This window comes from Niallia sp. (assembly GCF_031978665.1).
Taxonomy (GTDB): domain Bacteria; phylum Bacillota; class Bacilli; order Bacillales; family Cytobacillaceae; genus Niallia.
On sequence record NZ_DALZDK010000001.1, the window covers coordinates 187859 to 199874 of the forward strand.

Annotated in this window: 15 protein-coding genes; 10 read left to right on the forward strand and 5 right to left on the reverse strand. The window is 34.5% G+C overall.

The features are described from left to right. Window positions 1-78: 78 nt before the first annotated feature. The 4 genes from RTL21_RS00975 to mciZ form a co-directional block, all read right to left on the reverse strand. Window positions 79-636: a cysteine hydrolase family protein gene (locus RTL21_RS00975; protein WP_312092393.1), complete on the reverse strand. Its 558-nt coding sequence runs from the start codon at window positions 634-636 to the stop codon at window positions 79-81. Window positions 637-780: 144 nt separating this feature from the next. Continuing rightward, on the reverse strand, window positions 781-1017 hold the full coding sequence (locus tag RTL21_RS00980; protein ID WP_312092395.1) for a DUF3977 family protein: 237 nt from the start codon (window positions 1015-1017) through the stop codon (window positions 781-783). Between the two features lie 602 nt (window positions 1018-1619). Continuing rightward, entirely contained in the window at window positions 1620-2531 is a 912-nt protein-coding gene (locus tag RTL21_RS00985; protein WP_312092397.1) for an aldo/keto reductase, read from the reverse strand. A 71-nt stretch (window positions 2532-2602) separates the two neighbouring features. Then, complete coding sequence (mciZ, locus tag RTL21_RS00990; protein WP_312092399.1) at window positions 2603-2743, reverse strand: Z-ring formation inhibitor MciZ; 141 nt, start codon at window positions 2741-2743, stop codon at window positions 2603-2605. A gap of 89 nt (window positions 2744-2832) precedes the next feature. Here mciZ and RTL21_RS00995 point away from each other — a divergent pair, with 89 nt between their 5' ends. Together RTL21_RS00995 and RTL21_RS01000 are read left to right on the forward strand one after the other, a co-directional pair. Beyond that, entirely contained in the window at window positions 2833-3381 is a 549-nt protein-coding gene (locus tag RTL21_RS00995; RefSeq protein WP_312092400.1) for an NUDIX domain-containing protein, read from the forward strand. Window positions 3382-3383: 2 nt separating this feature from the next. Beyond that, complete coding sequence (locus RTL21_RS01000; protein WP_312092402.1) at window positions 3384-4568, forward strand: endonuclease Q family protein; 1185 nt, start codon at window positions 3384-3386, stop codon at window positions 4566-4568. Between the two features lie 18 nt (window positions 4569-4586). Here RTL21_RS01000 and RTL21_RS01005 read toward each other — a convergent pair whose 3' ends face one another. After that, window positions 4587-5144 carry a GNAT family N-acetyltransferase gene (locus RTL21_RS01005; protein WP_312092404.1) on the reverse strand — a complete coding sequence of 186 codons (558 nt, stop codon included), beginning with the start codon at window positions 5142-5144 and terminating at the stop codon, window positions 4587-4589. Window positions 5145-5298: 154 nt separating this feature from the next. On the opposite strand from RTL21_RS01005, the gene spoIIM reads away from it, so the two are divergent. From spoIIM to deoB, 8 genes are all read left to right on the forward strand, one after another. Further along, entirely contained in the window at window positions 5299-5967 is a 669-nt protein-coding gene (gene spoIIM, locus RTL21_RS01010; RefSeq protein ID WP_312092406.1) for a stage II sporulation protein M, read from the forward strand. Window positions 5968-6132: 165 nt separating this feature from the next. Beyond that, on the forward strand, window positions 6133-6597 hold the full coding sequence (gene fur, locus RTL21_RS01015) for a ferric iron uptake transcriptional regulator (RefSeq protein WP_312092408.1): 465 nt from the start codon (window positions 6133-6135) through the stop codon (window positions 6595-6597). A 260-nt stretch (window positions 6598-6857) separates the two neighbouring features. Then, the gene (locus tag RTL21_RS01020; protein ID WP_312092410.1) at window positions 6858-6986 is read left to right on the forward strand and encodes a hypothetical protein; all 129 of its coding nucleotides are present in this window, start codon (window positions 6858-6860) and stop codon (window positions 6984-6986) included. Between the two features lie 10 nt (window positions 6987-6996). Continuing rightward, window positions 6997-8556 (forward strand): methyl-accepting chemotaxis protein, encoded by a 1560-nt coding sequence (locus tag RTL21_RS01025; RefSeq protein WP_312092412.1) that lies wholly within the window; start codon window positions 6997-6999, stop codon window positions 8554-8556. Next, entirely contained in the window at window positions 8549-9598 is a 1050-nt protein-coding gene (locus RTL21_RS01030) for a sugar ABC transporter substrate-binding protein (RefSeq protein ID WP_312092414.1), read from the forward strand. Before RTL21_RS01025 ends, RTL21_RS01030 begins: the two co-directional genes overlap by 8 nt. Window positions 9599-9892: 294 nt before the next feature. Further along, complete coding sequence (locus tag RTL21_RS01035; RefSeq protein ID WP_312092416.1) at window positions 9893-10126, forward strand: YqzK family protein; 234 nt, start codon at window positions 9893-9895, stop codon at window positions 10124-10126. 4 nt (window positions 10127-10130) lie between these two features. Further along, window positions 10131-11024 carry a site-specific tyrosine recombinase XerD gene (xerD, locus tag RTL21_RS01040; RefSeq protein ID WP_312092418.1) on the forward strand — a complete coding sequence of 298 codons (894 nt, stop codon included), beginning with the start codon at window positions 10131-10133 and terminating at the stop codon, window positions 11022-11024. A gap of 254 nt (window positions 11025-11278) precedes the next feature. Then, window positions 11279-12016, forward strand: a 738-nt coding sequence (gene deoB / locus RTL21_RS01045) for a phosphopentomutase (RefSeq protein ID WP_312092420.1), incomplete at its 3' end; no start/stop codon positions are given.

The following is a 12016-nucleotide window of genomic DNA, read 5'->3' on the forward strand; positions in this document are numbered from 1 at the left end:
ATTACAATGACAAAAGCCTTTTATAGCATCGCTTTTATCATTGTAATTATTTTTTTACTTCTTTTTCTACAAAAAAACTTATCGGTAACTATCATGCATTGGCGTAAACAAATCTTCCGCTGATCCGCGCACCATCGAAAAATGATCAACATTATAATGGCCATGCAATATTTTATTATGGTGTTGAATAATTTTTTCTGCTGAAAGAACAGGTGAATCCGTTGTTGAATGTCCATCTCCAACTAATGTTACATCCATATGATTCACGGTTGCTGTCCGAACAGCGGTATCGATACAATAAGGTGTTTCACAGCCCATAATAACAAGATGGTTAGTATCCTTTGATCGCAAATACTCTAGTAATCCTGTTCCATAGAATGCATTAGTAGCATATTTATCAAAGATTTTTGCTTCATCAGGAATATTCAAGTCTGAGTGAATTTCAAATCCAGGTCCTTCGCCTCCAGCAACATCTTTATCTCTTACAAAAATAATTTCCACATTAAATTGGGTAGCACTTTCAATTACAAGATTAATGGTTTTTAATAAATCTGCTTTGTTATAAATCTCATTTGTTTCGGCATTCCCGTCAACAAGATCTTGTTGAACATCAATAATTAATAATGCTTGATTCAATAGAAAAACCCCTTTATAAAAGTAATGGTAGGTACTTTAAGTGATGGTTTAATTACTATTTATAGTATTCGTTATTATCGAGGGATTTTCCTTTTTGGGAATACTAGAGTAAAAGATTAAAGGAGAATTACACCTAAAGAAAGACTACAAGCTCTTTATCCCCAATATTAATTTTAAGGAATTCCGTTCTTTTTTTCGTTTTTTAAATCCTTCTTTTGAGTCGATAATAAACACTGTTTTCCTAATCCAGACTCTTGTATAGAGGGAGTGGAATTTAATTGGCCTCTTTATTCCTTTTTCTTCAAACTCTGTCCCATCCTGTAATTCTGTTTCTGTGCGAATAATCCATTTGTTGCCAATACCAAATTCTATGTATTTCAATGAGATTCCTCGTTTCTATTATTCTTGTAAAATAAAGGAGTTTATTTGGACGCGTATACTATTTATCTAAAAAGAGTAGGTGGAAATTCTTGTTCATAAGCAAGATGAAAACCACATTTTAAGAAGAATCGAGCAAAAGTAGCGTTCATAAGCAAGATGAAAACCAGATTTCAAGAAGAACCAAGCAAAAGTAGCGTTCATAAGCAAGATGAAAACCAGATTTCAAGAAGAACCGAGCAAAAGTGGCGTTCATAAGCAAACTGAAAACCACATTTCAAGAAGAATCGAGCAAAAGTAGTGTTCATAAGCAAGATGAAAACCACATTTTAAGAAGAATCGAGCAAAAGTAGCGTTCATAAGCAAGATGAAAACCAGATTTCAAGAAGAACCAAGCAAAAGTGGCGTTCATAAGCAAACTGAAAACCACATTTCAAAAAAACGCAAGTAAAAGTAGTGTTCATAAGCAAGATGAAAACCACCTTTCAAAAAGACGAAAGCAAAAGTGGCTTTCATCCAAACAATGAAAACCACTTTTCCATAGTAAATAGAAAAAATTCTATGAACCATTCAAGCACCAAGCTCAGAAATAAAAATACATCCTATTAACGATGTGCCTCATAAGTCGATGCTTTCGAAACTTCCTTAATAAACGCTAATTCTTCCGCTGTTAAAGGTGCACTATTAACAGCTTTAGCGTTGGCTCGAAGCTGTTCTACAGAGCTTGCCCCTGCGATGATGCTAGCGACAGCGGGCTGAGCTAAGTTATATTGAACTGCTGCTTCTGTAAGTGTTCGATAATCTAAGAACTTCTGTTCTAGCTTTTGCAAAACTTCTTTCAGTTCTTCACCAGAATAATCTAAATAGCCTTTTCCGGTTAACTTATCTGGGTACTTAGGGCTTAAAAGGCCTTTCGCAAGAGGTCCTCGGGTAACAACACTAATATTGTTTTCCGCAAGTAATGGCAGAGCTTCCTCTTCTGGACGTCTGTCTAAAATACTATATTGCATCATGACAGAAGCGATAGAAGAACGCTTCACATATTCGCGAATGACATTTGGACGAATAGAGGAAATGCCGTAATAACGAATTATGCCTTCTTCTTTTAATTCTTCGAACCCTTCAATTGTTTCCTCTATCGAGTCTTCCATCATACCACCATGAAGCTGATATAAATCAATATAATCTGTGCCTAATCGTTTAAGGCTGTGTTTAACTTGTTCCTTAATATAGGCTTTACTCGCATCCCAAGACCATCCATCTTTTCCTTCTTCCCACTTATTTCCTACCTTTGTTGCAATAATGATGTCTTCCCGATTATTTTTGAAAAAACGTCCTAGTAATTGCTCATTTTGTCCTAGGTCATATAAATCAGCTGTATCAAAGTAATTAATTCCTTCTTCCAATGCGGCTTCCAAAATAGGAAAAGCAGTTTTTTCATCAGTTCCAAGACTCATACATCCAAGACCTAGTTTAGATACATATAAGTCAGAGCTACCTAATTGAGACTTTTGCAAATTCGAACACCTCTTTACCTAAGATACCTTTTATTGTACGAAAGATGATGTTTATTCACAAAGAAAATGGCTTATTTTTTTGGGGAATTCGAATTTGCATTTACCCAGTCTTTTACATAGGTGAATTCCTTTTGATATTTCTTAAGAATATAACGGATTTCCCATGCCTTTCCTGTTAATACGACCCCTTTTTCTCGGATATATACCTTCAAGCCTCCACAATCCTTTCCATTCAACAGAAATGAAGTATAATAATCTATATGTAAGAGCTTCGGCTTAATAGAACAGAGGAGTGTGTAAGATGAGTTCGTTAGAGGAAAAAACATTAAAAACAGAACATATTTATAGTGGAAGAATCATTCAAGTTCAAGTAGATGAGGTAGAATTGCCAAATGGGAAAACATCTACACGAGAATTAGTGAAGCATCCAGGAGCGGTAGCTGTAATCGCAATAACTGACGACAACAAACTAGTAATGGTAGAACAATTTCGAAAGCCACTTGAAAAAGTGATTGTGGAAATTCCCGCTGGAAAATTAGAAAAAGGAGAAGAACCTGCTCTTTGTGCACGAAGAGAGTTAGAAGAAGAAACAGGATATGATTGTGAGTCTCTTGAATTAGTAAGCTCTTTCTATACTTCACCAGGCTTTGCTGATGAAATTATTCATGTATATGTAGCAAAAGGATTAACAAAAAAAGAAGATGCGGCTGGTCTCGATGAAGATGAGTTTGTGAATGTATTAGAAATCACATTGGAAGAGGCATTGCAATTAATCAAGGAACAACGGATTTTTGATGCTAAAACGATTTTTGGGGTACAATATTTACAAATTGCTAACCTAAAGGAGTAAAAATGAAGTCGTTTTATACAGATTTACATATCCATATTGGCAGAACAAAGAGTGGAAAACCGGTAAAGATTACAGCATCTAGAAATCTTTCGTTACCAGCTATTATTGAGTATGCGAGCAAGCAAAAAGGTCTTGATATGATTGGAATCATTGATTGTCATTCTCCAGAAGTAATTTTGGAAATGGAAGAGTTAATAGAGCAAGGGAAAATGGTTGAATTGTCTAATGGTGGAGTGAAGATGGAAGAGATCACAATTATTCTCGGGTCAGAGCTCGAAATTTATGATGCTTCGTGCAAAGGTCCCATTCATGTATTATGCTATCTTCCATCTTTATCGAAAATGATGGAATTCTCTAATTGGCTCACCGATCATATGAAAAATGTAACTTTGAGCTCTCAACGCCTATATGTCAGCGGCAAAGAACTTCAGCAAAAAGTAAAGGAATTAAACGGGCTATTTATCCCAGCACATGTGTTTACGCCGTTTAAAAGTTTATACGGGAGCGGTGTTTCCCGATCCTTTAAAGAAGTATTAGAGGAAAAAATGATTGATGGAATCGAGCTAGGCTTGAGTTCTGATACAGAGATGGCCGATCAAATAGAAGAATTACATTCCTTTTCTTTTATAACCAATTCAGATGCCCATTCTTTGGAAAAAATCGCTAGAGAATATCAAGTGATGGAGATGAAGGAAGCTTCATTTGCGGAATTTGCAAAAGTCCTTCATCAAGAAGAGGGGAGAAGAATCGTTGCAAATTATGGCTTAGATCCGAAATTAGGCAAGTATCATGAAACAGTATGCATGAAATGCTACACGCCTTTTTTCGAAACGGAAGGGATTTGCAGAGAATGTGGGAGTCATAAATGGGTGAAGGGAGTAGCATCAAGAATTACAGATTTAAAAGACGCTGCAAACGCTCCTTTTAGACCTCCATATATTCACCAAATACCATTAGACTATATCCCAGGCTTAGGAAAGAAGACGCTTCAAAAATTGCTGGATTATTTTTCTACCGAAATGCAAATAATCCATGAAGCTCCCTATGAAAAGTTAGTGGAAATCGTACCAATGAAAATTGCCGATTATATTGTTGCAGCAAGAACGGGAACCTTAAACTTGCAAGTTGGCGGTGGCGGGAAATACGGTAAAGTAAGAGTAGATAGTGCTAAAAATCCCACAATATAATTTGTGGGATTTTTAGCATTATGTCAAAGAATAAAGACAAATATCTCTTAATTCCTGCGTATCAGCACTGAGGGATTCATTTTTCAATATACCATCCAATGCGAAGCCGAGTTTTTCTGGAATAGCTCGGCTTTTCGTATTCGTGGAATCAACGCGAATCTCTATTCGATTAGCTTGTAGAGTCTCCATGGCAAGCTTTATTAACGCTTTTGTGCTTTCTGTAATATACCCTTTACCTGTATGGGCAGAATCACACCAATATCCAATTTCAAAAACACGCACTTTCCAATCGATAGAATGGAGGCCTGTTGAACCAATAAATTCATTTGTATCTTTTAAATAAATATGTAATCGGATATCTTCTCTTAAAATATATTTTGCATACGATTCTCGTACACCTGCTTCTACTTCTTCTAATGATTGTTCCTGATTTGCAAACGTCATCCAAGGTTTAAAAGCAGCTTTTGACCGCTGTATAGATTCAAACACATCTTTGCCGTCTCCAGGCATACATGGGCGAATTATTAATCTATCCGTTTCCATTGTTTCTGGTAAATCTATTAAAATTGGTTTCAATTTTCCTCACCTCAAATTTTAATCTATCATATCATTTCGTAAAATGACATAATTTTCAGATGTGTATTTCCTTTTAACGAATAATAGATTTCTAGTCATATGCCTTTCTTTTTTGCATAAACATAAACTAACAGACTTGGTAGGAGGAAAGGCAATGAAAAAGAAAAAATATCAGAATATCCTAACTACACATATACGTGAGCATTCCTCAATTTATTTATTTATCATTGTATTATTTTTAATGGGGGTCATATTTGGAGCGATTGTAGTGAATAGCTTATCTCTCACACAAAAGGAAGATCTCTACTATTATTTAACGCAATTTTTTGGACAGGTATCGAATGGACAAGTAGCGGAAAGCAAAGATTTATTTTTTCAAAGCTTCTCGCATAATAGTAAATATATTGGCTTTATTTGGCTACTAGGTATCTCGATCATAGGGCTTCCTATTATTTTAATTCTATTATTTATTAAAGGAATGGTAGTTGGCTTTACGGTTGGCTTTTTAGTAAATCAGATGGGCTGGCACGGATTTTTACTATCATTTGTGTCGGTTTTGCCACAAAATCTAATTGTTATTCCAATTTTTATTATTTCTGCTACACTATCAGTAGCGTTCTCTTTTAAAATGATTCGGCAACAATTTATGAAGAAAAAGGGAGAACCGATGCTGCCACTGTTTGCTAGATATACCTTTCTGTTAATGATTGCCTTTGTTATAATCGGAATTGCAGCAGCGGTTGAGGCGTATGTTTCGCCAATATTAATGAAAGCAGTCATTAATATGGTACAGTCTATTATTATCTTGGTGCCGTTTGTATAAAGGGAAAATCGTCCAGTTATCCATTTTGAATGTTTACAAAATATCGGTAATATTTATTTCAATATAAGAATTATTATTAATTGTTATTTATAATAATTTTTATTAGGATTCTTTTCCTACTTCTGTTATAATGAGATGGACAGTGGCTAGGGAGGGACTTTCGGAATGGAAAGTAGATTAGATAGAATAAAAAAGCTGTTGCATTCTTCGAGCTATAAATTAACTCCCCAAAGGGAAGCGACAGTTAGAGTATTATTAGAAAATGAAGAAGACCATCTTAGTGCAGAAGATGTATACTTACTCGTTAAAGAGAAATCTCCTGAAATTGGATTGGCAACCGTATATCGTACACTAGAACTACTAACGGAATTGAAAATTGTTGATAAAATAAATTTTGGTGACGGCGTTTCTAGATATGACTTGAGACAAGAAGGTGCAGCTCACTTTCATCACCATTTAGTATGTATTGAATGTGGAGCAGTAGATGAAATTCAAGAAGATTTACTAGGCGATGTAGAGAAATTAGTTGAGCGTGACTGGAATTTTAAAATTAAAGATCACCGCCTAACATTTCATGGTATTTGCCATCGTTGCACGGAAAAAAGTGAGGATGCATCATCCGCACAATAAACCTTTTCAAATGAGAAGGTTTTTTATTTTGCCTTTAGATGCTATTTTTGGAGGGAAAGGAAGCAAGAATACGTAGTCTGTGCGTATTCTTGCTTCCTTTCCATTTAGTTTGTTAATGCCAATACTATATTCTACAAATAACCCATCAGGTGTTAATTCTTAAATCAAACTTTATGAAAGAGTCTCTAAAAATATACTGATATAATTTCATTGATATTTTCATTTTAATGCCGATAATAAGTTGGACTGGAGGGATTTTTTTGTTTACTAAATTTCGTTTTGGAAATTTGAATATTGGAAGTAAATACGGTGTTGTTTTTGGCATCACACTTGTTCTATTTCTCTTTTCTATCCTCATAACTTACACATCATTAAATAAGATGGATTAGTGTAGATTCGATGGAATTGGTGGCGATTTTTCAAGAGAAATATACCCAAATTCCGCTATATTTTTTGGATGCAAATGATGAAAAACTAAACACATACTTAGAATTAAGTAAAAAGTTTACATCTACTGCATTAAAAATAGAAACAACTATTACAAACGAAGAAGGTAAAAAGTTATATTTACAAATCATTGAAAACAACCAAAAGATTGATGAAATATTCTTTAACTCAGTAGTACCAAATGTAAAAGATTTCAATACTTCTGCTTATAAAGAATTAGAAGAAGAAATTCAAGTCTTAGGAGAACAAGTAAATCAAAGTGGTGCGAAATTAAATGAAATTGCTGCACAAGAGAATGATTTATCTATTTCCGAATCCAAATCATTGGTTCAAAGAACAATATCTATTGTAACGACGCTAACTTTATTTATTGTTTTAGTTAGTATCATCGTATTAATTTTGATCAATAGAGGAGTATCTAAAAGCTTAAGAAAGGTTATCCAAGTGAGCGACTCTGTTGCACAAGGTAAATTAACGGAAGAACCTTTGGATGAAAATTCTAAAGATGAAATAGGTTTGTTATCTAAGTCTATAAATAAAATGGGGACTAATCTAAAAGAAACAATTCAAGATATTTCTAATATGTCTACTGTTTTAGACTACAGAAGTTTGGAAGTAGCTCGATCAACAGAAGAGGTAAGTACAAGCATTGACGCTATATCGACTACTGTTCAAGAATTAGTTCAAGGTGTAAATGTACAAGCAGATGCAGCAACTACCATTGCCAGTAATATGCAGGAATTCAATCAACAAATTATTGTAGCGGATGATCATGCAAATAATTTAGTGAATACTTCTGCTATAGTAATAGCTTCAAGTGAAAAAGGGAGCGAATTAATGACCCATTCATTAGAACAAATGCACGTTATCAATGAGATGGTGTTAAGTAGTGTAGAAAAAATGAAAGTATTAGAAACAGACACTTCAAATATTACAGCTTTAGTTACTTTTATAAAATCAATTGCTGAACAAACAAATTTATTATCATTAAATGCTTCTATTGAAGCGGCTCGTGCTGGTGAAGCAGGTAAAGGATTTGCTGTTGTTGCTGAGGAGGTTCGTAAATTAGCGGCTCAAACATCTGATTCCATTAAGGATATCACTGATTTGGTTACATCTATACGAGAAAATAGTGTTTCTTCTTTAGAACAACTTCAAAAAGGATACGAAGAGGTAAACAAAGGGGCGGAACAAATTAAATTAACGGATTCATCCTTTAAAGAAATAACCGCAGGAATTTCTAATCTAACGAGTAAGTCGAAAAGTATTTCTTCTATTATCAGCAATTTTAAAAACACAAGTTCAGATATCAGTTCTGCTGTTGAACAAATAGCAGCAGTATCTGAAGAGTCCGTTGCTTCATTCGAAGAAGTATCTGCTTCTATGATCAAACAAAACGATATGATGACGAGTATTTCTAAAAGCTTCATGGAACTTACTCAAATGGTGGAAGATATGAATAATATCATACAAAAATTTGAATTAGATAAGGAGGGAGAGGGAAATGCGTAACTCGATTAAAAAAGGTCTGTTGGCTAGTGTAATCATAGTTGTTCTCTCCTTCTTAGGTGCTTGTTCTGCAGATATAAAAGATGAGGATTCCACAAACAAAGTGAAGTTAAGCCTAGATGATAACAAAATTTATGTTGGTTTCTCTTTAGATACACTTGCTGAGGATAGATGGTACAAAGATAAAGATGCCTTTGAAACGACCATAAAGGAATTAGGTGGAGAAGTAAAAACGCTCGCTGCAAATGGAATAGACAGTGTTCAAATTAAGCAAGCAGAGCTGTTAATTGCAGAAGGAGTAGACGTATTAGTTGTTGTTCCCCATAATGCGGAAGTAACATCTGAAATTGTAGAGAAGGCACATAAAGCAAACGTAAAAGTCATTTCCTATGATAGATTGATTAAAAATGCAGATGTAGATTACTATATTTCTTACGATAATAAAGCGGTAGGTAAATTACAAGCAGCTGAAATTCTGAAAAAAGTAGATAAAGGGAATTTTGCCTATATCGGCGGAGCAGAAACTGATAATAATGCTGTACTAATAAAAGAGGGTGCGATGGAGGTTCTCAAACCATATATTGATAAAGGACAAATTAAACTTGTTTTTGATAAATATACGGAGGAATGGGAGCCTAAAAAAGCAGAAATTAGTATGGAAGAAGCGTTAAAAGAACAAAAAAATAATATTCAAGCCGTAATTGCCGCTAATGATGGTACAGCTGGAGGCGTAATTCACGCTTTACAGAAGAATAATCTAAATGTACCTGTTACTGGACAAGATGCAGAAGTAGCGGCAATTAAACGTATTCTTGCAGGTACTCAAACGATGACAGTATATAAGCCGATTCAGGCAATTGCTAAAAATGCTGCTGAAATAGCAATGAAAGCAGGGAAAGCAGAAAAAATAGAAACAACTACTACGGTAAATAACGGGAAAATAGATGTCCCTTCTATCTTATTAGATCCTGTAGTAATTACAAAATCAAATATAGATGAAACAGTTATAAAAGACCAATTCATCAAAAAAGAAGAATTAGAATAATCAATTTAATAAAAGAAACTAAATTGAAAGTAGACAATTGCAAATTATAAAAGGTCTAAGAACTTCAGCTCTACATTCTATATGGATTTGGCTAAGGGAACTTAGACTTTTTTATTTGCATTCTTAAAAATAGAAATAACTGGATGCCAACGGTGAAAGATTAAGTTAATTATTCAACGCTTAACTCTTTAAATTATATTTATTTCCATTATAATAAGAATAATAAGTCCATTAGGTATATTAATTGTCCAACCTGGCATAGCTTGTATTAGAGAAGCTATGGAGGGATTTTGGATGAGACAATGGACAAAGGCGATTATGAATACGTTAAAAGTGTTTCTCCTATTCACAGGATGTACGATACTTTTTTATTATGCTATCGTTTGGTTTAATCAAGAATATCAACAGCTTCACCGTTATGACGAGCCATCTGGTTCTGCCATTAAGGTGAATGCGGATAATAGTCTGGAAACAGAAAAATATTCATGGAGGGATCGAATATTCCTGTTTTATTTAAATGGGGAGTAATCCTATGGAAGATCAATTAAAAGATTTTATGCATTATTTACTAGTAGAAAAGGGTTTGGCGAGTAATACACTTGTATCATATGAGAGAGACCTAAAAAGTTATGTGAAGTATATGAAAAATGTGGAGAGATGCGATTTGAAAGAAATACAGCGTTCTCACATCATCCGTTTTTTAGGGTTTTTAAAGGATCAAGGTAAATCATCTAAAACAATCGCTCGTCATATTGCATCTATTCGTGCGTTTCATCAATTTCTTTTTCGTGATCGAGTGCTTGATGAGGATCCGACCGTACATATTGAAACACCACAGGCAGAAAGAACATTGCCAAAAGTTTTATCAATGGAGGAAGTGGAAGCACTGTTGGATTTCCCGCATAAAAATGATCATTATGGACTTAGGGATAAGGCAATGCTTGAACTTCTTTATGCAACAGGAATCCGTGTGAGTGAGTTAATTAATTTAAATATTGATGATGTTCATCTTACTATGGGATTTATTCGATGTATCGGAAAAGGAAATAAAGAAAGAATTATCCCAATTGGTGGAGCGGCAACAAGAGCGTTAGAGGAATATTTAAAGGAAGCGAGACCTGCGTTCTTACAGCATAAAAAGTCGACGGAAAATTCCTTGTTTTTAAATCATCATGGAAACCGACTAACGAGACAAGGCTTTTGGAAAATCTTAAAACGTTTAGGCAAGGAAGCACATATTGAAAAAGAAATAACGCCACATACGTTAAGACATTCTTTTGCTACCCATTTATTGGAAAACGGTGCCGATTTAAGAGCAGTTCAGGAAATGCTTGGACATGCTGATATATCGACAACGCAAATATACACCCATGTAACAAAAACAAGGTTGAAGGATGTATATAGTCAATTTCATCCGAGAGCTTGATTTTCTCATTCTAAAGAGATTACGAATTACATACATTTGAAAAGAGCACTTAAGCAGTGTTCTTTTTTCATTTTTGTGAAAAAAACGTTATAATAAAGAGGAGAAATACATAGGGATTTAAAATTTTCATAAATTAGTGAAATGCTTGTTGAAAAAGATGTCAGACTTCTGACGATTATGCTATAATTTTGTAGGTTAAAGATACATATCATAGGGTAAAATAGGATGACTAAAATGGTAAAAGGAGGATATAAATGTCTACATATAAATATAATCGCGTTTTCCTAATTGTAATGGATTCGGTTGGGATTGGCGAAGCACCTGATGCGAAAAAGTTCAATGATGAAGGAGCGCATACACTTTTGCATATTGCTGAAAAAATGAACGGACTGCATATGCCGAATATGGGGAAACTTGGCCTTAGCAATATAGAAAAAATTGCTGGTGTAGATCCCGTTGAAAAACCTCTCGCATATTTTACAAAAATGCAGGAAGCTTCTAATGGAAAAGATACAATGACAGGTCATTGGGAGATAATGGGGTTGAATATTGAAACACCATTCCGCGTTTTTCCAGAAGGATTCCCAGATGAGTTATTAAATGAAATCGAAGCAAAATCAGGACGGAAAATTATCGGTAATAAGCCAGCAAGTGGAACAGAAATTTTGGATGAATTAGGCGAAGAGCATATGAAAACAGGTGCTTTAATTGTCTATACTTCAGCAGATTCTGTACTACAAATTGCTGCCCATGAAGAAATAGTACCATTAGATGAGCTGTATCGTATTTGTGAAATTGCTAGAGAATTGACGTTAGACGAAAAATATATGGTTGGCCGTATTATTGCAAGACCTTTTGTTGGAGAACCAGGAAACTTTAAACGTACAGCAAATCGTCATGATTATGCACTAAAACCATTTGATCGCACGGTAATGAATGAATTGAAAGATAATCAAATAGAGAGTATTGCCATTGGGAAAATCTCTGATATC

Bases quoted from the DNA above. Each gene is read 5' to 3' on its own strand.
- RTL21_RS00995 (WP_312092400.1), top strand. From the start codon at position 2,833: ATGAGTTCGTTAGAGGAAAAAACATTAAAAACAGAACATATTTATAGT.
- RTL21_RS01000 (WP_312092402.1), top strand. From the start codon at position 3,384: ATGAAGTCGTTTTATACAGATTTACATATCCATATTGGCAGAACAAAG.
- spoIIM (WP_312092406.1), top strand. From the start codon at position 5,299: ATGAAAAAGAAAAAATATCAGAATATCCTAACTACACATATACGTGAG.
- fur (WP_312092408.1), top strand. From the start codon at position 6,133: ATGGAAAGTAGATTAGATAGAATAAAAAAGCTGTTGCATTCTTCGAGC.
- RTL21_RS01025 (WP_312092412.1), top strand. From the start codon at position 6,997: ATGGAATTGGTGGCGATTTTTCAAGAGAAATATACCCAAATTCCGCTA.
- RTL21_RS01030 (WP_312092414.1), top strand. From the start codon at position 8,549: ATGCGTAACTCGATTAAAAAAGGTCTGTTGGCTAGTGTAATCATAGTT.
- RTL21_RS01035 (WP_312092416.1), top strand. From the start codon at position 9,893: ATGAGACAATGGACAAAGGCGATTATGAATACGTTAAAAGTGTTTCTC.
- xerD (WP_312092418.1), top strand. From the start codon at position 10,131: ATGGAAGATCAATTAAAAGATTTTATGCATTATTTACTAGTAGAAAAG.